Source organism: Planotetraspora phitsanulokensis, assembly GCF_016863295.1.
GTDB classification, from domain to species: Bacteria; Actinomycetota; Actinomycetes; order Streptosporangiales; family Streptosporangiaceae; genus Planotetraspora; species Planotetraspora phitsanulokensis.
Window position 1 is genome coordinate 482,844 of record NZ_BOOP01000001.1, and the last position, 22,053, is coordinate 504,896.

The 22,053-nt window shown below is 70.6% G+C and carries 15 protein-coding genes and 1 tRNA gene; 9 read left to right on the forward strand and 7 right to left on the reverse strand.

Annotated elements, in window-relative coordinates:
- Positions 1-141: 141 nt before the first annotated feature.
- From gltB to Pph01_RS02270, 4 genes are all read left to right on the forward strand, one after another.
- Entirely contained in the window at positions 142-4,665 is a 4,524-nt protein-coding gene (gene gltB, locus Pph01_RS02255) for a glutamate synthase large subunit (protein ID WP_204071170.1), read from the forward strand.
- A 12-nt stretch (positions 4,666-4,677) separates the two neighbouring features.
- The gene (locus tag Pph01_RS02260; protein WP_204071171.1) at positions 4,678-6,162 is read left to right on the forward strand and encodes a glutamate synthase subunit beta; all 1,485 of its coding nucleotides are present in this window, start codon (positions 4,678-4,680) and stop codon (positions 6,160-6,162) included.
- 319 nt (positions 6,163-6,481) lie between these two features.
- A complete protein-coding gene (locus Pph01_RS02265; RefSeq protein ID WP_239116360.1) occupies positions 6,482-8,071 on the forward strand; it encodes a S8 family serine peptidase in 1,590 nt (529 codons plus the stop codon).
- Positions 8,072-8,208: 137 nt separating this feature from the next.
- On the forward strand, positions 8,209-8,583 hold the full coding sequence (locus tag Pph01_RS02270) for a DUF2784 domain-containing protein (RefSeq protein ID WP_204071172.1): 375 nt from the start codon (positions 8,209-8,211) through the stop codon (positions 8,581-8,583).
- On the opposite strand, the gene Pph01_RS02275 is transcribed toward Pph01_RS02270, so the two are convergent.
- The gene (locus Pph01_RS02275; protein ID WP_204071173.1) at positions 8,584-9,336 is read right to left on the reverse strand and encodes a hypothetical protein; all 753 of its coding nucleotides are present in this window, start codon (positions 9,334-9,336) and stop codon (positions 8,584-8,586) included. It lies immediately after the preceding gene.
- A gap of 211 nt (positions 9,337-9,547) precedes the next feature.
- Between Pph01_RS02275 and pyk the strand changes: the two genes are divergently transcribed.
- The 3 genes from pyk (at position 9,548) to Pph01_RS02290 (ending at position 14,861) form a co-directional block, all read left to right on the forward strand.
- Complete coding sequence (gene pyk / locus Pph01_RS02280; protein ID WP_204071174.1) at positions 9,548-10,978, forward strand: pyruvate kinase; 1,431 nt, start codon at positions 9,548-9,550, stop codon at positions 10,976-10,978.
- 278 nt (positions 10,979-11,256) lie between these two features.
- Positions 11,257-13,047 carry an ABC transporter ATP-binding protein gene (locus Pph01_RS02285; RefSeq protein ID WP_204071175.1) on the forward strand — a complete coding sequence of 597 codons (1,791 nt, stop codon included), beginning with the start codon at positions 11,257-11,259 and terminating at the stop codon, positions 13,045-13,047.
- Positions 13,044-14,861 carry an ABC transporter ATP-binding protein gene (locus tag Pph01_RS02290; protein ID WP_204071176.1) on the forward strand — a complete coding sequence of 606 codons (1,818 nt, stop codon included), beginning with the start codon at positions 13,044-13,046 and terminating at the stop codon, positions 14,859-14,861. Before Pph01_RS02285 ends, Pph01_RS02290 begins: the two co-directional genes overlap by 4 nt.
- Before the next feature lie 182 nt (positions 14,862-15,043).
- Here Pph01_RS02290 and Pph01_RS02295 read toward each other — a convergent pair whose 3' ends face one another.
- The 5 genes from Pph01_RS02295 to Pph01_RS02315 are packed head-to-tail and all read right to left on the reverse strand — an operon-like array spanning position 15,044 to position 19,838.
- Positions 15,044-16,306, reverse strand: a complete 1,263-nt coding sequence (locus Pph01_RS02295; protein WP_204071177.1) for an ABC transporter substrate-binding protein — start codon at positions 16,304-16,306, stop codon at positions 15,044-15,046.
- Positions 16,267-17,334 (reverse strand): branched-chain amino acid ABC transporter permease, encoded by a 1,068-nt coding sequence (locus Pph01_RS02300; RefSeq protein WP_204071305.1) that lies wholly within the window; start codon positions 17,332-17,334, stop codon positions 16,267-16,269. The genes Pph01_RS02295 and Pph01_RS02300 overlap by 40 nt, the downstream gene beginning before the upstream one ends.
- Before the next feature lie 13 nt (positions 17,335-17,347).
- A complete protein-coding gene (locus Pph01_RS02305) occupies positions 17,348-18,238 on the reverse strand; it encodes a branched-chain amino acid ABC transporter permease (protein ID WP_204071178.1) in 891 nt (296 codons plus the stop codon).
- The gene (locus tag Pph01_RS02310) at positions 18,235-19,014 is read right to left on the reverse strand and encodes an ABC transporter ATP-binding protein (RefSeq protein WP_204071179.1); all 780 of its coding nucleotides are present in this window, start codon (positions 19,012-19,014) and stop codon (positions 18,235-18,237) included. Before Pph01_RS02310 ends, Pph01_RS02305 begins: the two co-directional genes overlap by 4 nt.
- Complete coding sequence (locus tag Pph01_RS02315) at positions 19,011-19,838, reverse strand: ABC transporter ATP-binding protein (protein ID WP_204071180.1); 828 nt, start codon at positions 19,836-19,838, stop codon at positions 19,011-19,013. The genes Pph01_RS02310 and Pph01_RS02315 overlap by 4 nt, the downstream gene beginning before the upstream one ends.
- A gap of 187 nt (positions 19,839-20,025) precedes the next feature.
- On the opposite strand from Pph01_RS02315, the gene Pph01_RS02320 reads away from it, so the two are divergent.
- Positions 20,026-21,195: a PucR family transcriptional regulator gene (locus tag Pph01_RS02320; protein ID WP_204071181.1), complete on the forward strand. Its 1,170-nt coding sequence runs from the start codon at positions 20,026-20,028 to the stop codon at positions 21,193-21,195.
- Positions 21,196-21,228: 33 nt separating this feature from the next.
- Here Pph01_RS02320 and Pph01_RS02325 read toward each other — a convergent pair.
- Positions 21,229-21,303: transfer RNA gene (locus tag Pph01_RS02325), tRNA-Leu, on the reverse strand.
- Between the two features lie 120 nt (positions 21,304-21,423).
- Between Pph01_RS02325 and Pph01_RS02330 the strand changes: the two genes are divergently transcribed.
- Complete coding sequence (locus tag Pph01_RS02330; protein ID WP_275412785.1) at positions 21,424-22,020, forward strand: ANTAR domain-containing response regulator; 597 nt, start codon at positions 21,424-21,426, stop codon at positions 22,018-22,020.
- The last annotated feature ends 33 nt before the right edge of the window (positions 22,021-22,053 follow it).

Here is a 22,053-nt window from a genome sequence, read left to right on the forward strand (position 1 = left end):
CCATCGCGTCGACCAATGAAGATTCGCGAAGAGGACCCCCGGGGACTATTCCGGCAGGGTGCGGTAATCTCTACGTACCATAACCGCAGCAGGGCCAACGTCGTCCCTCTGGTTCGAACAGATGACGACGGGAGTGACTAGATGCCTGCTGCCCGCCTTGGCTCACCCAGAGGCTTTCCGGAGCCCCAGGGCCTGTACGACCCCTCGAACGAGCACGACGCCTGCGGCGTGGCCATGGTGGCCGACGTCGCCGGCAGGCGCAGCTATGACATCGTCTCCAAGGCGCTGACGGCGCTCCGAAACCTCGATCACCGAGGCGCGAGCGGCAGCGAGCCCGACACCGGTGACGGGGCGGGCATCCTCACGCAGATCCCCGACGCGTTCTTCCGTGAGGTCGCGGGCTTCCCGCTGCCGCCGGAGGGCGCGTACGCCGTGGGCACCGCCTTCCTGCCCCTCGACGAGGAGGCCAGGAACATCACGATCGGCCTCATCGAGGAGATCGCCGCCGAAGAGGGCGTCACCGTCCTCGGCTGGCGAGACCTGCCCGTCGACCGGGCGCTCCCGGGGGCCAGCGCCCGCGCGGTCATGCCGTACTTCAAGCAACTCTTCGTCGGCTCGCCCGGCGGCGAGACCGGCGTCGACCTCGACCGGCTCGTCTTCGCCTTCCGCAAGCGCGCCGAGCACGAGGCGGACGTCTACTTCGCCTCGCTGTCCAGCCGGACGATCGTCTACAAGGGGATGCTGACCTCCCTGCAGGTCGAGCCGTTCTTCCCCGACCTGGCGGACGAGCGTTACGTCTCGGCCATCGCGCTGGTCCACTCGCGTTTCTCCACCAACACGTTCCCCTCGTGGCCGCTGGCCCACCCGTACCGGTTCATCGCGCACAACGGTGAGATCAACACCGTCAAGGGCAACCGGAACTGGATGCGGGCCCGCGAGGCCATGCTGGCCACCGGTCTGATCCCCGGAGACCTGGAGCGCCTGTTCCCGATCTGCGACCCGGACGGCTCCGACACCGCCTCCTTCGACGAGACGCTGGAGCTGCTCCACCTGGGTGGCCGGTCGCTGCCCCACGCCGTGCTGATGATGATCCCCGAGGCGTGGGAGAACCACACCGAGATGGACCCGGCGCGGCGGGCGTTCTACGAGTTCCACTCGACGCTGATGGAGGCGTGGGACGGCCCCGCGTCGATCACCTTCTCCGACGGCACGCTCGTCGGGGCGGTGCTCGACCGCAACGGCCTTCGCCCCGGGCGCTTCTGGGTCACCGACGACGGCCTGGTCGTCCTCGCGTCCGAGGCGGGAGTGCTCGCGGACATCGCCCCGGAGCGGGTCGTCCGCAAGGGCCGCCTCCAGCCGGGCCGGATGTTCCTGATCGACACCGCCCGCGGCAAGATCATCGAGGATGACGAGATCAAGGCCGAGCTCGCGGCGGCGGAGCCGTACGAGGAGTGGCTCCACGCGGGCCTGGTGCGGTTCGAGGAGCTGCCCGAGCGCGAGCACGAGCACCCCACGCACGAGGCGCTGGTGCGGCGGCAGCAGACCTTCGGGTACACCGAGGAGGAGCTGCGGATCATCCTGGCGCCGATGGCCAGGATGGCCGCCGAGCCGATCGGCTCCATGGGCACCGACACGCCGGTGGCCGTGCTGAGCGACCGGCCGCGGCTGCTGTTCGACTACTTCAGCCAGCTGTTCGCCCAGGTCACCAACCCGCCGCTGGACGCCATCCGCGAGGAGCTCGTCACCTCGCTGCAGTCGACGATCGGCCCTGAGGGCAACCTGCTCGACCCCGGACCCGCCTCGTGCCGGCGTCTCGTGCTGCCCTACCCGGTGATCGACAACGACGAGCTTGCCAAGATCGTCCATATCAACGACGAGGGCGGGCTGCCCGGCTTCCAGCCGCACGTCGTCTCCGGCCTGTTCGACGTGGCCGGCGGCGGCGAGGCCCTGACGCGGAGGCTGGAGGAGATCCGCCAGGAGGTCTCCGCGGCGATCCGCGACGGCGCCCGGGTCATCGTGCTGTCCGACCGCGGCTCCTCCCGCGAGAAGGCGCCGATCCCGTCGCTGCTGCTCACCGGCGCGGTTCACCACCACCTCATCCGGGAGAAGACCCGCACCCGGGCCGCCCTCGTGCTCGAGACCGGCGAAGCCCGCGAGTGCCACCACATGGCCCTGCTCATCGGGTACGGCGCCAGCGCGATCAACCCGTACCTCGCGCTGGAGACGGCCGAGGACCTGATCGCCACCGGCGTGCTCGACCTCGAGCCGCGCAAGGCCGTCCGCAACCTGATCAAGGCGTACGGCAAGGGCGTGCTGAAGGTCATGTCCAAGATGGGCGTGTCCACGGTCGCCTCCTACACCGGCGCCCAGATCTTCGAGGCGCTCGGCCTGGGGGCCGAGGTCATCGACCAGTGCTTCACCGGGACCACCTCCCGGCTCGGCGGCGTCGGCTTCGACGTGCTCGCCAGTGAGGCGCTGGAGCGGCACGCCCGGGCCTACCCGCGCGCGGAGAACGCGCACCGGCGCCTGGAGGTCGGCGGCGAGTACCAGTGGCGGCGCGAGGGCGAGCCGCACCTGTTCAACCCGACGACGGTCTTCAAGCTGCAGCACTCCACCCGGACCCGGCGCTACGAGCTCTTCAAGGAGTACACCTCGCTCGTCGACGGGCAGGCCGAGCAGCTCATGACCCTGCGGGGGCTGTTCAAGCTGCGCCCGGGCACGCCCGTGCCGATCGAGGAGGTCGAGCCGGTCGAGTCGATCGTCAAGCGGTTCTCGACCGGCGCCATGTCCTACGGCTCCATCTCGATGGAGGCGCACGAGACCCTGGCCATCGCGATGAACCGGCTCGGCGCCAAGTCGAACACCGGTGAGGGCGGCGAGGACCCCGAGCGGCTGCACGACCCCGTGCGCCGGTCGGCGATCAAGCAGGTGGCCTCCGGGCGCTTCGGTGTGACCAGCGAATACCTGGTCAACGCCGACGACCTGCAGATCAAGATGGCCCAGGGCGCCAAGCCCGGTGAGGGCGGCCAGCTGCCCGGCCACAAGGTCTACCCGTGGATCGCCAGGACCCGGCACTCGACGCCCGGCGTCGGCCTCATCTCGCCGCCGCCGCACCACGACATCTACTCGATCGAGGACCTGGCCCAGCTCATCCACGACCTCAAGAACTCCAACCCGCGGGCCCGCGTCCACGTGAAGCTGGTCGCCGAGGTCGGGGTCGGGACCGTGGCCGCCGGTGTCAGCAAGGCCCACGCCGACGTCGTGCTGATCTCCGGCCACGACGGCGGCACCGGCGCCTCGCCGCTGACCTCGCTCAAGCATGCCGGCGCGCCCTGGGAGCTCGGCCTGGCCGAGACCCAGCAGACGCTGCTGCTCAACGGCCTGCGCGACCGCATCGTCGTCCAGGCCGACGGCCAGCTCAAGACCGGCAGGGACGTCGTCATCGCCGCCCTGCTCGGGGCGGAGGAGTTCGGCTTCGCCACGGCGCCGCTGGTCGTCTCCGGCTGCGTCATGATGCGCGTCTGCCACCTGGACACCTGCCCGGTGGGCGTCGCCACGCAGAACCCCGAGCTGCGCAAGCGCTTCACCGGCAAGCCCGAGTTCGTGGTCAACTTCTTCGAGTTCATCGCGCAGGAGGTCCGCGAGTACCTCGCGGAGCTGGGCTTCCGCTCGATCGAGGAGGCCGTGGGCCACGCCGAGATGCTCGACACCGCGCAGGCGGTCGAGCACTGGAAGGCCGCGGGGCTCGACCTGTCGCCGATCCTCTACCAGCCGGAGCTGCCCGCGGGCACCCCGCTGCACCGGGTCGTCGCGCAGGACCACGGGCTCGACAAGGCCCTGGACAACACCCTCATCCAGCTCGCCGAGGGCGCGCTGGAGCTGGGCGACCGGGTGACGCTCGACCTGCCCATCCGCAACGTCAACCGTACGGTCGGGACCATGCTCGGCCACGAGGTGACCAGGCGGTACGGCGGCGCGGGCCTGCCGGACGACACCATCGACGTGTCGTTCACCGGCTCGGCCGGCAACTCGTTCGGCGCGTTCGTGCCGCGCGGGGTCACGCTGCGGCTGATCGGCGACGCCAACGACTACCTCGGCAAGGGACTGTCGGGCGGGCGCATCGTCGTCCGTCCGCACCCGGACGCGCCGTTCGCGGCCGAGACGCAGGTCATCTCCGGCAACGTGGGCCTGTACGGCGCGACGTCCGGTGAGGTGTTCGTCCGGGGCGTCGTCGGCGAGCGGTTCTGCGTGCGGAACTCGGGCGCCACCGCGGTCGTCGAGGGAGTCGGCGACCACGGCTGCGAGTACATGACCGGCGGCAAGGCGGTCGTCCTCGGCACCACCGGGCGCAACTTCGCGGCCGGGATGTCGGGAGGCGTCGCCTACGTGCTCGACCTCAGGCCGGAGCGCGTCAACCGGGAGATGGTCGAGGTCGAATCGCTGGAGGACGCCGACGCCGAGTTCCTGAGAGAGATCGTCGAAAGGCATTTCGCCGAGACCGGATCCACGGTCGCCAAGGCCCTGCTGGCCGACTGGGACGCCGCTCTCGGCAGGTTCGGCAAGGTCATGCCGACGGACTACAAGCGGGTCCTGCGGGCGCGGGCCGCCGCCGAGGCCGAAGGCCGGGACATCGACGAGGCCGTCATGGCCGCCGCGCACGGATAAGGGGCACACCAGATGGCCGACCCGAAGGGTTTCTTGAGGCACGGGCGCGAGCTGCCGGCGCGCCGTCCCGTCGACGTGCGCATCCGCGACTGGCGTGAGGTCTACGAGGACTTCTCCCGTCCGGCGCTCGCCAAGCAGGCGGCGCGCTGCATGGACTGCGGCATCCCGTTCTGCCACAACGGCTGCCCGCTGGGGAACCTGATCCCCGAGTGGAACGACCTCGTCTTCCGCGACGACTGGCGTGAGGCGATCGAGCGGCTCCACGCCACCAACAACTTCCCCGAGTTCACCGGCAGGCTGTGCCCGGCTCCGTGTGAGTCGGCGTGCGTCCTCGGCATCAACTCCGACCCCGTCGCGATCAAGCGGGTCGAGGTGGAGATCATCGACCGGGCCTTCGCCGAGGGCTGGGTCACTCCCCAGCCTCCGCTGGAGCGGACGGGACGGCGGGTCGCGGTCGTCGGCTCTGGCCCGGCCGGGTTGGCCGCGGCGCAGCAGCTCACCCGCGCGGGGCACGACGTGACCGTCTTCGAGCGGGCCGACCGGATCGGCGGCCTGCTCCGCTACGGCATTCCCGAGTTCAAGATGGAGAAGCGGCACATCGACCGCCGCATCGAGCAGATGGAGGCGGAGGGCACCCGGTTCCGCACGTCGGTCGACGTCGGCGTGGACGTCACCGTGGCCGAGTTGCGGGCGGAGTTCGACGCCATTGTGCTGGCGGGCGGCGCCACCGCGTGGCGCGACCTGCCGATGCCCGGCCGTGAGCTGGGCGGCGTCCTCCAGGCCATGGAGTACCTCCCGCAGGCCAACCGGGTGCAGCAGGGCGACATCGCGGAGTCTCCGCACTCGGCGGAGGGCAAGCACGTCGTCGTGATCGGCGGCGGCGACACCGGAGCCGACTGCATCGGAACGGCGATCCGGCAGGGGGCCGCGTCGGTCACCCAGCTGGAGATCATGCCGAGGCCGCCGGAGGACCGGCCGGGCACGCAGCCGTGGCCGACCTACCCGATGTTGTTCAAGATGGAGAGCGCACACGAGGAACTCGAGGCAGGGGCGGGGGACCGGGTCTACGCGGTGTCCACGCAGGAGTTCCTCGGCGACGCCGAGGGCAACCTCAGGGCGCTGCGCGTCGTCGACGTCGAGGGACCGGGCGCCGGGTTCAGGCCGATCCCGGGCACCGAGCGGGAGATCCCCGCAGGCCTGGTCACCCTCGCCATGGGATTCGTCGGGCCGGAGAAGGGCGCGCTGCTCACCGGGCTGGCGGAGCTCGCCGGGGATCCGGACTCGTTCTTCGACGCCCGGGGCAACGTCGCCCGGGGCAAGTCGTACGAGACGGCAGTGGACGGGGTGTTCGCCGCGGGCGACATGGGCCGCGGACAGTCACTGATCGTGTGGGCGATCGCCGAGGGCCGTTCCGCGGCCGCGGCGGTGGACCGGTACCTCAGCGGGCGGACGGCCCTTCCGGTCGCCATCGCGCCGACGGCCCGTCCGCTCGTCTGACGCCAGGGCGACCCCGTGCGTGATCGTGGGGGCGATCACGTACGGGGAACCCCGCCGGCTCGCCGTGTCTCCGATGGTCAGGGTGAGTCTTTGCATGATCACGGCCGGACCTTTCGACGAAGAGGGGTAGGGTCCCGGAGCCTGTGCCAGGTCACGGTGACGAGGGCGATGGCCGTACAAAACGGGAAGTAATCCCTGCAGGGTGGTGGAATCGCGCGCTGAACGGCGTAGTGTCGCCGCCTGCCGAGGGGAACCCGGAGGGGGAGGATCGTTGAAATCACGGGGGCGTGTCGCGAGGGCACTCGTTTCGATCGCGCTGGTGGGTGTCGCGAGCGCGGCCACGGCCGGTGTCTCGATGCCGGAGGTCAAGTCGACCCCGTCGGCCACGGGCCGCGACTACCTGGTCTTCTACGCCGACGGCGCTCGTGACACGACAGCACGCGCGGTCACCGCCGCGGGGGGCGTGGTCCGGTCGCGGGACGACAGGCTCGGCTACCTCGTCGTGCGCGCGGCGGCTCCCGAACCGCTGGGGGAGATCTCCTCCGTCGTCGGCGTCACGCCCGACCTCCCCATCGGCTCCGTCGCCAACGCGCCCCTGGCCGGACCCCCGCCGAGGATGTCTGGTGGAGCGAACGCTGTGGCCGGCGAACCGCTGTCCGACCGCCAATGGGACATGAGAATGATCGGCGCCACCCCCACCGGGTCGTACGCCACGGCGCGGGCCAGCCATCAGGTGCTGGTGGGCGTCATCGACACGGGGATCGACGGCCGCCACCCCGACATCGCGCCCAACTTCAACCGGCAGCTGAGCCGCAACTTCGTCACCGACCAGCCGAACGACGTCAACGGCAAGAAGTTCGACGGCGCCTGCGAGGTGGCGGGCTGCAAGGACCCCGCCGACGTCGACGACGACGGGCACGGCACACACGTGGCCAGCACCATCGGCTCGCCGATCAACGGAATCGGCATCGCCGGGGTCGCGCCCGACGTTTCGCTGGTCAACCTGCGCGCCGGCACCGACTCCGGATACTTCTTCCTCAAGCCGACCATGGACGCCCTGGCCTACGCGGCGGACGTGGGCGTCGACGTGGTCAACATGAGCTTCTACGTCGATCCGTGGACGTTCAACTGCACGGCCAACCCCCAGGACTCGCGGGCCGACCAGCTGGCCCAGCGGGGCATCCTCGCCGGCATGCGCAGGGCCGCCGCCTACGCGCACCAGCGCGGCGTCACCATGATCACCGCCATCGGCAACAGCGGCTCCGACCTCGGCAAGCCGAGCAAGGACGCGGCCAGCCCCGACTATCCGCTCGGCGCCGAGAAGGAGCGCACGGTCGACAACACCTGCCTCAACGTGCCGACCGAGCTTCCCGGAGTCATCGCGGTCTCGTCGGTGGGCCCGAGCGGCCTGAAGGCGGCCTACTCCGACTACGGGATCGAGCAGACCGACATCGCGGCGCCCGGCGGCGACGTCTTCGACAGCGGGACCTCCGTGATCGGGGAGCGCAGGGAGATCCTCGCCGCGGCCCCGGAGGCCATGCTGCGGGCCGGGCACCAGATCGACGCCGCCGGCAATCCCGCCGACGCCTCCGTCGTGCGCGACTGCCAGGGGGGCTCGTGCTCCTACTACCAGTACCTCGAGGGGACCTCGATGGCCGCCCCGCACGTGACGGGCATCGCGGCGCTCATCATCAGCAGGTTCGGCGTGCCCGGCAAGGGCGGGTTGGCCATGGACCCGAACCAGGTGGAGAAGCTCCTGTACGCGTCGGCGACCCCGACGTCCTGCCCGACGCCGCGGGCCTTCAAGTACGGCACGGCCACGCAGACGTGTGACGGGACCAAGGAGAGGAACGGCTTCTTCGGCCACGGCATAGCCAACGCCGCCCGAGCCGCCACCGTCACCCCCTGACCTCGCCGCCCGCCCCCGGGGGTGTGATCGTGCCCAGGGGGGTGCCGAATCTGAGCATGATCACGGGGGAAGGGTGAGTAGGAGTACGGATGTCGTGAGGGAGGGGGCGATCTACCTTCGGGGGCGGAGGGCAGATCATGATTTATCGCGTCATCTCGGAAGTCACCATGGTGGTCCACTTCCTGGTCATCGCCTACATCGGCCTGGGCGGCTTCCTGGCCTGGCGCAGGCCGCGCCTGATCTGGCCGCACCTGCTGGCCTGTGCCTGGGGCCTCGTCCAGCTCACGGGCCTGGTCGAATGCCCCCTGACGGCTCTGGAGAACTGGGCGCGGGCCCACGCCGGAGAGCGCGGACTGCTCCCCGGCGGCTTCATCGACACCTACATCGAGGGCGTGGTGTACCCGGAGGCCTACATCACCCTCGTCCGGCTGGTCGTGGTGGCCGTGGTCCTGGCCTCGTGGGCAGGATTCCTCCTGGGGCGAAGGCGTCGTGCCCGCGCCGCCGGCGTCTGATCAGCCGCTCGGAATGCCGCAGGCGTCCTCGGCGTACGACAACATCGTCGCCTTCGTCTGGTCGGACGGGGTGGCGATCAGCCAGTAGGTCTGCCCCGCGCCCACGGAGCCCCAGACGGGGAACAGGTAGGCCTTCTTCGCCTCCGCGAACGCGTGCGCGTCGCAGCGCGCGGGCGTGACCTCCACCGGGATCTCCAGGCTCCGCACCCCCGGTTCGAGTACCACGACCGGATGGCGCCGACCCGACACGGGCCTGACGTTGAAGTGCGTGGTCCCGCCGAGGTCGTCGACGGTGACCGGTTCGTCGCCGTTCTTCCTCGTGACCAGAACGACCCCGGTCAGCACCTTCCCGGTGTGCGTCCAGGAATCGCCGAAAGTCACGTCGGCGGACTCCCGGAGGATGAAGGCCCCGCACTCGGCGTTCACCAGCCCGGTCAGCGTCGGGTCGGGATGCGGCACCACGAAGGTGACCTTCTCGAGCGGGCCGCCGCCCACCTGGATGTGGGCGATCACGGTCGCCGGCTTGACCGGGGGGATCCGCGCGGGGTCGCACCGGGCTTGGCCGTACGGGATGCGCAGGTCCGTGCGCGGCGTCTTGCCGAGCGTGGTGTCCACGCGCTCCGGCGCAAGTGTGGCGAACGACGCGGTGACGAGTTGAACGTCCTGGAAACGCACCTTCGTGGTGCCGTCGTTGCGGACTGACACCTCGAGCGCGTGGTCCGCGTCGTCACTGCGCCACTGGTTGAGCGACACGGAAACTCCGGCCGGAGGCTTGTCCGATTCGGTAGTCTGAGCTGAGCATGCGGCCGCCACGACGAGCGCCGCGACGGCACCCGATGTCCGGATACGTCCCATGCATGGTCACGTTAGGGCACGCGGGTGATCACGTGAAGTCTCTGAACATTTGGCGACAGGTACGTGGGTCGTAACGAGCAAGTGGTCTGTACCAATTAGGGTGGGGTTTGTGAGTCGTCGAGCAAAGATCGTCTGCACGCTTGGGCCCGCCACCTCCTCTCCGGAGCGTTTGCGCGAGCTCATCGCCGCAGGTATGAACGTGGCCCGTTTCAACCTCTCCCACGGCAGCCATGAGCTGCACAAGGAGGTGTTGGACCGGGTCAGGGCCGCCGCCGACGAGCTGGGGCAGGCCGTAGGCGTACTCGCCGACCTGCAGGGTCCCAAGATCCGCGTCGGCCGCTTCGCCTCCGGTCCCGTACGGCTCGGCTTCGGCGACGTGTTCACCGTCACCACCGAGGACGTCCCCGGGGACAGGGACATCGTCTCCACCACCTACTCGGGGCTCCCCGGCGACGTGAACCCGGGTGACACGATCCTCGTGGACGACGGCCGCCTCAACCTCGAGGTGACCGCGGTGGAGGGCCCGCGCGTCGTCACGCGCGTCGTCATCGGCGGGATGATCTCCGACAACAAGGGGCTCAACCTCCCGGGCGTCGCCGTCAGCGCCCCCACCCTCACCACGAAGGACGAGGCGGACCTGCGCTGGGCGCTCCGCACGGGCTTCGACATGATCGCCCTGTCGTTCGTGCGGACGGCTGAGGACGCCCAGGTGGTCCGCGACATCATGGACGAGGAGGGCGTGCACCTGCCGCTCCTCGCCAAGATCGAGAAGCCGCAGGCGGTCGAGCGGCTCGAGGAGATCGTCGACGCGTTCGACGGCATCATGGTCGCCCGCGGCGACCTCGGTGTCGAGCTTCCGCTGGAGCAGGTCCCGATCGTCCAGCGCCGCCTCATCGAGCTGTGCCGCGAGAAGGCGCACCCGGTCATCGTGGCGACCCAGATGCTCGACTCGATGATGAGCGCGCCGCGCCCGACCCGCGCCGAGGCCTCCGACGTCGCCTACGCCGTGATGGACGGCGCCGACGCGGTCATGCTCTCCGGCGAGACCTCGGTCGGCACCTACCCGATCGAGTCGGTCGCCACCATGGCCCGCATCGCCACCGCGGCCGAGGGCACCACGCTGCACGCCACCCACCACCTCGACCGCCTGCCCGAGACCACCGGCGGCGCCATCGCGCGCGCCGCGGCCGAGGTCGGCGCGATCGTGGGCGCCAAGGCGCTGGTCGCCTTCACGATGTCCGGCGAGACCGCCCGCCGCCTGGCGCGCTACCGCTCGCCGATCCCGCTGCTGGCGTTCACCTCCAACCCGCAGGTCCGCGGCCAGCTCGCGTTGACGTGGGGCGTCGAGACCTTCGAGGTCCCGTTCGTGCACCACACCGACGACATGGTCCGCCAGGTCGAGGCGTCGCTGCTGGCCCTCGGCCACTGCGAGAAGGGCGACAAGATCGTCATCGTCGCCGGCTCCCCGCCTGGGAACCCCGGTTCGACCAACGCGCTGCGGGTGCACACGATCGGCTCGGCTGTCTCTCACAGCCGCTGACCCCCTCCGCCCGGAAACGGCCACCGCTTCGGCGGTGGCCGTTTCGCGTGTGACCCCGGGGACTCCGGCGGTCGTTAGGGCGGTTGCGGCCGGCCCACCTCACGCCCAGCGTCTCCGGCGGCCGTCCGGGTGACCGGAGCCGGCCGTCCCGCGCGCGCGTGTGATCCCCGGTGGCCCGGGAAAACCGGTTGATCGCGGCATTCGCCTGATGAACCATGGCAGGTGCGAGTCGCCCGGTCCCGTTCCCCATGCGCCGGTGAGGAGTGCTGCGCCCGACGATGCCTTCAGACGATGACGATCCAGGTGGGGCTCAGGGCGCCCGGCGGCTCTCGTGGCGCTCGCTGTGGCGGCTGAAGTCCTACCTCCGGCCGTACAACCGCGTGCTGATCGTGTCGTGGGTGGCCGCCTTCCTCGGCATCGCGGCGGGCACCGCCGTCCCGCTCGTGGGCAAACAGATCATCGACGGGCCCGTCGGCCACGGCGACCTCGGGGGCCTCCTGCCGCTCGGCCTGCTCGCCCTCGTGCTCGGGATCGCGGAGGCGGTCCTCATCTTCATCCGGAGATGGTCGCAGGCCGGGCCGGTCCTCGGCCTGGAGACGGCGATCCGCGACGACCTCTACCGCCGGTTGCAGAGCCTGCCGATGAGCTTCCACGGTGAATGGCAGTCGGGCCAGTTGTTGTCGAGGGCGACTACCGACCTGTCGACGATCCGCAGGTTCCTCGGGTTCGGCGCGCTGTTCCTCGTCATGAACGTGCTCCAGCTCATCGCCGTCACCGTCGTCCTGTTCCACATGTACTGGCCGCTCGGCCTGCTCGTCGCGGTCTCAGCCGTGCCGATCGTCGTCCTGTCGCTGCGGTTCGAGAAGCGGTACATCGGCATCTCCCGCCGGGTCCAGGACCTGCAGGGCGACCTGGCCACCCTGGTGGAAGAGGCGGCGGTGGGCATCCGGACGATCAAGGCGTTCGGCCGCAGCCGGCACCTCTACGAGGGGTTCGACGAGACCGCCCGCGGGATCCACCGGACCTCCCTCGCCAAGGTACGGCTGGCCTCGCGGTTCTTCACCTTCCTCGAGGTGGTCCCGAACGTCACCCTGGCAATGGTCGTGCTGGTCGGCGCGCTCGCTGTCGCGCGCGACGCGCTCACGCTCGGCACCCTGGTGGCGTTCACGACCCTCGTGCTGCAACTCGTCTGGCCGGTCGCCTCTCTCGGCTACATCCTCGCGATGGGGCAGGAGGCCATGACCTCGGCCGACCGCGTCACCGAGGTGCTGGACACCGTCCCGGAGATCGTCGGCGGCACCGAGGTCGTCGAGCGCCCGCGCGGGCACCTCCGGTTCGAGGGCGTGGAGTTCCGCCATCCCGGCGCCGCGCGCCCGGTGCTGCGCGACGTCTGGCTGGACGTGCGGCCGGGGGAGACCGTCGCCGTCGTCGGCGCGACGGGCGCGGGGAAGACCACCCTCACCGCGCTCGTCCCGCGGCTGATCGACGTGACGGCCGGCCGCGTCACCGTCGACGGGTACGACGTCCGCGACCTGACCCTGCCCTCGCTGCGGTCGGTGGTCGCGACGGCGTTCGAGGAGCCGACGCTGTTCTCGATGAGCGTGCGGGAGAACGTCATGCTGGGGCACGGAGACGCCGGCGAGAACGAGATCCGGGAGGCGCTGGAGATCGCCCAGGCCACCTTCGTGTACGACCTGCCATGGGGACTGGACACCCGGATCGGCGAGCAGGGGATGTCGCTGTCCGGCGGTCAGCGGCAGCGGCTCGCCCTCGCGCGCGCGGTCCTCGGAAAGCCGCGGATCCTCGTCCTGGACGACACGTTGTCGGCGCTCGACGTCGAGACCGAGGCGCTGGTGGAGGAGGCGCTGCGCCGGGTGCTCGCCGACGCGACCGGACTGGTCGTCGCCCACCGCGCATCGACCGTCCTGCTCGCCGACCGGGTGGCCCTGCTGCGCGACGGCACGATCCAGCACGTCGGCCGGCATGCCGACCTGCTCGCCACGGTCCCCGAGTACCGAGCGCTGCTCGCCCAGGACGCCGACCTCGACCCCGAGCAGGCGCTGCGATGACGGCCGACGCCTGGCGCGGGGTCGCGGCCGAGGACAAGGACCACATCCCCGAGACCGTCTCCCTTCTGCTGCGGACCCGCTCCCGCCGGCTGCTCGGCGATCTGCTGCGCCCGCACCGGCGGGCCATCGCGCTGCTGACCGCCGTCATCGTCGTGTCCAACGCAGCCGGGCTCGCCCTGCCGTACCTGGTGAAGACCGGCATCGACAGCGGGATCCCGCCGATGGCCGACGGGCGGGGCTCGGGCACGTTGCTGACGATCGTGGCGGCGATCGTGGGGGCCGCGCTGGTCCAGGCCGTCACCCGGCAGGCGTTCCTCCAGCTCGCCGGGCGGATCGGGCAGGACATCCTGCTCGAGCTGCGCCGCCGGGTCTTCACGCACTTCCAGAAGTTGTCGTTGTCGTTCCACGAGGGGTACACGTCCGGCCGGGTGATCTCACGGCTCACCTCCGACGTCGAGGCCATCGCCGAGCTGCTGGACTCCGGTTTCGACGGCCTGGTCACGGCGGTGCTCACGCTGTTCGGCACGGCCGCCATGCTGCTCGTGCTCGACGTCCACCTCGGCCTCGTCGCGCTGCTGCCGCTGCCCGTGCTGCTGCTGTTCACGCGCTGGTTCCGCCGGGAGTCGAGCGCCGCCTACCGCCGGACCCGCGAGACCGTCGCCCTGGTCATCGTGCACTTCGTGGAGTCGATGACGGGGGTCCGCGCCGTGCAGGCCTTCCGTAGGGAGCCGCGCAACCAGGAGATCTTCGAGAGGCTCAACGCCGACTACCGCCAGGCGAACACGCGCGGGGCGCGCCTCGTGGCGGTCTTCATGCCCGGCATCAAGCTCATCGGCAACGTCACCGTCGCCCTCGTCCTGCTGTACGGCGGATGGCTCGCGTTGCACGGCACGGTCACGGTGGGGGTGCTGGCGGCGTTCCTGCTCTACCTCCGCCAGTTCTACGAGCCGATGCAGGAGATCAGCCAGTTCTACAACGCGCTCCAGTCGGCCGGGGCCGCCCTCGAGAAGCTGTCCGGGGTGCTGGAGGAGCAGCCGGGCGTGGCGGAGCCGCGGCGGCCGCGGGAGCTGGCGCGGGCGAGCGGCGCGCTGCGCTTCGACGCCGTCGAGTTCGCCTACGGCGAGGGCCCGCGGGTCCTGCCCAGGATGGACCTGGAGATCCCCGCCGGCCAGACCGTCGCGGTGGTGGGGACGACCGGCGCGGGCAAGACGACGCTGGCCAAGCTCATCTCGCGCTTCTACGACCCCGTGTCCGGCCGGGTCATGCTCGACGGCGTGGACCTGCGCGACCTGGACGAGGTCACGCTGCGCCGGTTCGTGGTCATGGTGACCCAGGAGAACTTCCTGTTCACCGGCACGATCGCGGACAACATCGGGTTCGGCCGCCCCGGCGCGCCCATGGAGGCGATCGTCGAGGCCGCCGAGGCGATCGGCGCCCACGAGTTCATCGCGGCCCTCCCCGACGGCTACCACACCCAGGTCGGCAAGCGGGGCGGCCGCATATCGGCCGGGCAGCGCCAGCTCGTCGCGTTCGCCCGTGCGTTCCTCGCCGACCCCGCCGTGCTGATCCTCGACGAGGCGACCTCGAGCCTCGACGTGCCGAGCGAGCGGATGGTCCAGCGCGCGCTGCGGACCATCCTCGCCGACAGGACCGCGCTGATCATCGCCCACCGCCTGTCCACGGTGGAGATCGCCGACCGGGTGCTCGTCATCGAGGGCGGGCGCATCGTCGAGGACGGCTCGCCGGACCGGCTCATCGAGAGGTCCGGCCGCTTCGCCCGGCTGCATCAGGCCTGGGTCGACAGCCTCGCCTGACACGCCTCCCGCCTGACCTGCCTCCCGCCTGACCTGCCTCCCGCCTGACCTGCGTCGCCGGACGCGCTCTGACGGGCCCTGCTCCTGGCACACCAGCGCCGCCGATGCCCCCGGGCACGCCTGTACGGCTCGCGCCTTCCGGGCGCGAGCCGTACGGGCACGGGGTCCGCGGGATCCCGCAATCAGCCGACCGGGACCGGGTAGTCCTTGGCGAGGTCGGAGACCGCGGCCTCCTTGAAGACGACCGAGCCGCCGACCGCCGCCTTGTCGGGCTTGAGGATGTAGGACGCCCGGGACGCCGGCTTGTCGAAGAAGGTGAAGTCCATCGGGGTGCCGAAGCCGCCCTCGAAGGCCGCCTGCGAGCGGTGCGCGGTCAGGATGCCCTCGTGGCTGAGGTCCTTGGCGGCGCAGGCCTTCTTGACCGCCTCGTCCACGATCATCGCGGCGCTCCATCCGGTGGGGACCGCGTTGTCGAGGACCTGCCCGGGATACTTCGCCTGATAGTCGGCGACCAGCTTCTGCATCGCGGGCATGGGCGCGCTGACCGGGGCTCCGGCCGTCATGACGTAGAAGTCCTTGAGCAGGGCCGGGGCCGCCGGGGTGTCGAGCAACTGCGGCGCGTAGGCGGAGTTGCTGCCGACGAACGGCACGTCCATGCCGCCCGCGAGCGCGACCCCGACGAGCGAGGCGGCCTGCCGCGGCCCGACCGAGACGAGCACCGCCTTCACCTTCGCCGCCTTGAACGCGGCGACCTGCGCGCTCATGTCCTGGTCGGTGGCCTTGATCTTCTGCTCCACGACCTCCAGGCCGAGCTTGTCCGCGGCGTACTTCGAGCCGTTGAGCGCGCTCTCGCCGTAGTCGCCCTCGAAATACAGGTGCCCGATCTTGTCCCCGGCCTTGATGCCCTTCTCCTTCGTCAGGAAGTCCACCCCGTTGATCATGTCGATGTCGTACGTCGTGCCGGTCACCTGGATCGCCCGGCTGCCCAGCAGGGACGTCGCCCACGCCATCGGGATGGTCAGCAGCTTGTCGGTGTCGATGCGCTGCTTGAGCGCCGTGACCATCGGCGAGCCGATGAACTGCGGGATCGCCGCCGACTTCGGCCCGATCTCCGTGTAGGCGGCGACCGCCTTCTGCGTGTCGTAGCCGTGGTCGCGGACGACCACCTCGTACTTGCGGCCGCATGCCCCGCCCGCGGCGTTGGCCTGCTCGAAGTAGAGCTGCTGCGCCTGGGTGAGGCTCTTTCCGAGAGAGGCGTACGGCCCGGTCAGGTCCGTGACCACGCCGACGGTGATGGTCGTGGCGGTCACGCCTGGGCCGGTCTTCACGCCGTCGCCGCCGGTGGCGGGCGCGCCGCCCACCGCCTTGTCGCTGGCGCAGGAGGCCGCAGCCAGGGCGAGGACGGCTAGCGTCGCGATGCGGGCGCGGGTGCCGAATTCAGCCATCTGAGCTCCTTGATTCGAGGGATGACGCGGCGGAGCCGCGTGGCGAGCCCGAGCAGACCGCCGGGCAGGAACAGCACCAGCGTCACGACGGCTGCGCCGTAGAGGATGCGCGCGGCCTCCGCGGGGGAGACCCCGCCGGAACCGGGCTCGGCCACCAGCGGCAGGGCGTCGCTGTAGCGCGTCAGCAGCTGGGGGAGGAGGGAGACGAACACCGCGCCGATCACGGCTCCCGCGACCGATCCGAGGCCCCCGATCACGATCATGGCGAGATAGTCGAGCGACAGCAGGAAGCCGAAGTAGTCCGGCACCGCCCGCTGGAAGACCAGGGCGACGAGCACGCCGGCCAGCCCGCCGTACATGGACGACAGGACGAACACGCCCGCGCGGTAGCGCGCGACGGGGACGCCCATCACTCCCGCGGCGATCTCGTGGTCCCTGATGGTGTTCATGGCCAGGCCGGGACGGCCGCGCAGCACGCCGCGGGCGAACGCCGCCGCGCCGGCGAGCACCACCAGGCCGAGGAACCACAGCCGCTCCAGCGCCCCGAAGGGCACGTTGAGCAGGACGAGGCCGGGGGAGTCCGCGAACACGAAGCCGAACAGCTCCATCGGCGGCACCGCCCTGCCGTTGTAGCCGCCTGTCAGCGGCTCGGCGTTGAAGAGCACATGCTGGCCACCGAAGATCAGTGCGAGGGTGGCGATGCCCAGATAGGCGCCCTTCAGACGCCCGGCGATCGGGCTGAACGCCCCGCCGGCGGCCCCCGCGAGGAGCACCGCGACGACGGCCGCCAGAGGCGTCGGCAGCCCCACGTCCGTCGACAGGTACACGTAGGCGTACGCGCCGACGGCGAGGAAGAACGCGTGGCCGAGCGACAGCTGCCCGGTCGCGCCGGTCAGCAGGTTGATGCCGATCGCGCCGACCGCCGCGGACATCGCGAACAGTCCCGTCTGGAGCCAGAAGCCCTCCAGGTAGAAGGGCGCGACGACCGCCGCCACCACGACCGCCCCCCAGACCGCTCCGAGGGTGATCCACCTCGATCTCCTAGACACGGGCCAGCTCCTTGGTGCCGAAGATCCCGGCGGGCCGGAACAGCAGGATCGCGATCATCACCAGGAACGGGGCGGCGTCGCCGATGCCCCGCCCGAGGAAGGCCAGTTGACTCTGGTATCCGCTCATCAGCGCCTCGGTCACCCCGACGATCAGGCCGCCGGCCAGCGCCCCGGTCGTGGAGTCCAGCCCGCCGAGGATCGCCGCGGGGAACGCCTTCATCGCGGCGGCCGTCGTGCTGCGGTCCAGACCCGGAGTGGGGAAGACGCACAGGAACAGCGCGGCGATCGCGGCGAGCGCGCCCGCCACGGCCCAGGCGCTGAGGGAGACCCGGCCGAGCCGTACGCCCATCAGGGCGGCGGTCTCGGCGTCCTCAGCGGTGGCCCGCATGGCCACGCCCCATCCTGTGAACTTGAACGCCAGGAGGAAGGCCGTGATCAGCGCGGCGGCGACCCCCAGGGCGACCACGCGGGTCTCGGCGATCATGATGGGGCCCAGGTGCAGGACCTGGTCGCGCCACGGGTCTCCCAGGGCGAGGACGTCGGTTCCGATCTCCCGGGTGAGCTCGGTCGTGAGCAGGATGTCCACGCCGATCGTCACGATCGCGAGGACGCCGTGCGAACCGACCCGCGCCCGCCTGATGATCAGGAACTCGATCAGCGCGCCGACCAGCGCGGCGCCCGCGACCCCGGCCGCCAGGGCGAGCCAGAAGCCGAGCGCCGGATGCAGTTTCGCGACCAGGAAGCCACCCGCGAGCAGCAGCGAGGCGTGCGTGAAGTTCACCACCTCGGTCGCCTTGAAGATGACGACGAACCCGAGCGCGATCAGCGCGTACACGGCTCCGACGGAGATCCCGTTGACGAGGAGTTCCAGGAAGGTGGTCATGAGGCGCTCTCCTCGATGTCGCCGAGGTAGGCGCGGATCACCTCGGGATCGCGTTGGATCTCGTCGGGCACGCCGTCCGCGATGCGCCTGCCGAAGTCGAGGACGGTCACCGAGTCCGCGATCCGCATGACCATCCCCATGTCGTGCTCGACCAGCAGGATCGAGATGCCGAGGCTCTCCCGGACGGAGACGATCAGCTCGGCCATCTCCCGGCGTTCCTCGCCGTTCATGCCGGCGACCGGTTCGTCGAGGAGCAGCAGCCGCGGCTCCATGCACAGCGCCCGGGCGAGCTCGACGCGTTTCTGCGTCCCGTACGGCAGCAGCCCCACCGGGGTGGGCAGTACCCCGGCGACGCCGACGAACTCGGCGATCTCCTCCACCCGTGCGCCGTGCCGCGCGGCCTCGCGCCGCGCCGACGGCAGCCGCAGCCCGGCCGAGACGAAGCCGCTCCTGGTCAGCCGGTGACGTCCGAGCATGAGGTTGTCCCGCACGGTGAGCCGGGGGGACAACGCGATGTTCTGGAATGTGCGCGCGACTCCGAGCGCCGCGACCTGGTGCGGCCGCGACGCCGTCAGCTCCGCGTCACCGAACCGGACGCTTCCCGACGTCGCCCGGTACACGCCGGACAGCACGTTGAAGCACGTCGACTTGCCCGCGCCGTTCGGCCCGATGAGCGCGTGCGTGCTGCCCGGCCTGACCGTGAAGCTCACGGAGTCGAGCGCGACCAGGCCGGCGAACCTGACGGTGACGTCGCTGACCACCAGCTCCGGGATCATGCCGTCCACCTCGGCAACGTCCGGACCGGGCGCGGCGTGGCCTCGGGCGGGGCGTCCGCTCCGATACCAACCGGTCGGTCTGTCTCGGGCGTGCCGACACCCAGATACCGGCGGCGCACCTCGTCGCTGGCGGCCAGCTCCGCCGCCGGCCCCGACAGGGCCACCTCGCCCACCTCCAGCACGTACGCGTGGGACGCCAGCCCCAGCGCCATCGCCGCGTTCTGCTCCACCAGCAGCACGGAGGTGCCCTGCTCGTTGATCTCCCTGATCGTCGCCGCGATGCGGGCCGCCATCATCGGAGCCAGCCCGAGAGTGGGCTCGTCCAGCAGCAACATCGACGGGTTCGCCATCAGGGCGCGTGCGATCGACAACATCTGCTGCTCGCCGCCCGACAGCAGGCCCGCCCTCTGATGCGGGCGTTCGGCGAGGATCGGGAACAGCGAGTGGACCCGGTCACGCGCCTCGGCGACCTTCGTGCGATCGCGGACGCCCAGTGCCCCGGCCCGCAGATTCTCGGCCACCGTCATCCGGGCGAAGACCCGGCGGCCCTCCGGCACCTGGACGACGCCGCGTGCGACCGCGGCCGCCGGCGACCCGTTCAGCCGGGAGCCGCCGAAGGACACCGTGCCGGAGGTCACCCCGCCCCGGTGGAACCTGAGCGTGCCCGACACGGCACGAAGGAGCGTCGTCTTGCCCGCGCCGTTCGCGCCGAGGACCGCGACCACCGCGCCGCGGGGTACCGTGACGCGGACTCCTCTCAACGCGCGCACGGGGCCGTAGTGCACCGCCAGATCCGTGATCTCCAGGCCTGCCTCACCAGCCATCAACCCCTCCTGTGACTCCGATGAAGGCACAGACAACCCATCGCGTCGAGCCGCGTCCAGATCTGCCCGGCAAGTCGGGTCCTGAGCCCATGCCTTTGACACAGCACTTGTGCGACAGCACAATCCACGGTCACGAAACGGGAACCGAATCTTGTTCCGGATGCGAAGAGCTGGCACATTCGGAACCATGAGGTCCAGGACGGAATCCGAGATCCGGGAACTGCTGAGGACCTCCGCCGCCGCCCTGCTGGAACGGATTCCCGAGCTCACCGACGAGCTGGTGAAGCGCGGCAGGGAGGACGACGAGGCCTACCGGATCAACATCCCCATCGAGGACCACTGGAAGAGCACGTACGAGGGACTGCGCGTCGGCATCACCGCCATCCTCCAGCCGAGGCACGAACGACGCGACGTCGCGTACGCGCAGACGGTGGGCCGCAGGAGGGCCGAGCACGGGCTGCCGCTCGACTCGCTCATGCGCAGCTACCGGCTGGCCGCCCAGGTCACGTGGAACGGCTTCATCGACATCGTGGGCGACCAGAACCCGGAGAAGCTGCCCGCGCTGCTCCGCAGCGCCACCCACGTGTGGCACGCCATCGACCGGCAGGCCGTGGCGGCCGCCGACGCCTACCGCCAGCGGGAGAACGAGCTGCTCGGGCGCGGCAACGAGCGGGTGCACGCGATGCTGGACGCCCTGCTCGAAGGCCGGGCGGACGCGGCCGTCGGACAGGTCGCGGCGGCCGCCCTGGAGCTCCCGGAGTACGGCCGCTATGCGGTCGTCACAACGCGGCTGCCCGAACGGTCCCACCGTCCCGAGATCATCGGCGGCCTGCTGTTCCTGTGGCGCATGCGCACCGACTACGAGATGGCCGTGGTCTTCATGGGGGACAGGTCGCTGGACGACCTCGTCGAGGCCATCAGGCCCATCGTGTGCGGTATCGCGGGGATCAGCCCCGTCGTCGAGGGACTCGCGGAGCTCGGCAACGCCCGGCGGATGGCCGAGCTCGCCATGCGGACCTGCTCAGGCGCCCGGCCGGAGATCGCCAGGCTCGACCGGCGGCTGCCCGCCGCGCTGGTGGTCTGCCAGCCCGAGCTGGCCAGGCAGCTGGCGAGCGGCGTGCTCGGGCCGGTGCTGTCCTCGCCCGAGCGCGCGGTGCTGCTGGCGACGTTGGAGGCCTGGCTGCGGTGTGAGGGCTCGGCGGTCCGGGTGGCGAGCGAGCTGTACTGCCATCGCAACACCGTCTTCAACCGGGTGCGCAGGATCGAGCAGATGACCGGCCGTTCGCCGTCGCGCCCGCGAGACGCGGTGGAGTTGTCCCTCGCCCTCGACGCCGTACGGCTGCTGCCGGACGCCTGACGCGCTGGAGCGCGGTCGGCCGGTGAATGAAAGTGCCCCGGGTGGGACTCGAACCCACACTGTACGGGTTTTGAATCCGCTCCCTCATGCCAATTGGGGTACCGGGGCTTCAATCCGGACATTTGCTGACGTGTCCGAACCCGTCGTCATAGAGCTTAGCGGAGAGATGATCGGCCGCGTGGCCCCTGGCGTGGTCCTAATGTAGCGGACATCGGTAACCTCTTGTGCGTGAGTACGCAGCGGCGAGTGGTGATCGCGGAAGACGAGGCACTGATCCGTCTCGACCTCAAGGAGATGCTCGAAGAGGACGGCTACGCCGTCGTCGGAGAGGCGGGCGACGGGGAGAGCGCGGTGAAGCTGGCCGTCGAGTTGCGGCCCGACCTCGTGATCCTCGACGTGAAGATGCCCGTCCTCGACGGGATCTCGGCCGCCGAGAGGATCGTCTCGGAGCGGATCGCGCCCTGCCTCATCCTGACCGCGTTCTCGCAGCGTGACCTGGTCGAGCGTGCCCGGGACGCGGGGGCCATGGCCTACCTGGTCAAGCCGTTCACCAAGGGCGACCTCGTTCCGGCGATCGAGATGGCGGTCAGCCGCCACGAGGAGATCTCGGCGCTGGAGAAGGAGGTCTCCACCCTCTCCGAGCGGCTGGAGACCCGCAAGCTGGTGGAGCGGGCGAAGGGCCTGCTCATGACCCGGCACGGATGGACCGAGCCGCAGGCGTTCCGATGGATCCAGAAGGCCTCCATGGACCGCCGGCTGAGCATGCGCCAGGTGGCCCAGGCGGTGGTCGACGACGGCGCCGGAGAGTCCGATTCGACCGCGTGACGCCTTTGCCGTGAGTTGATTTCAGAGCTCAAT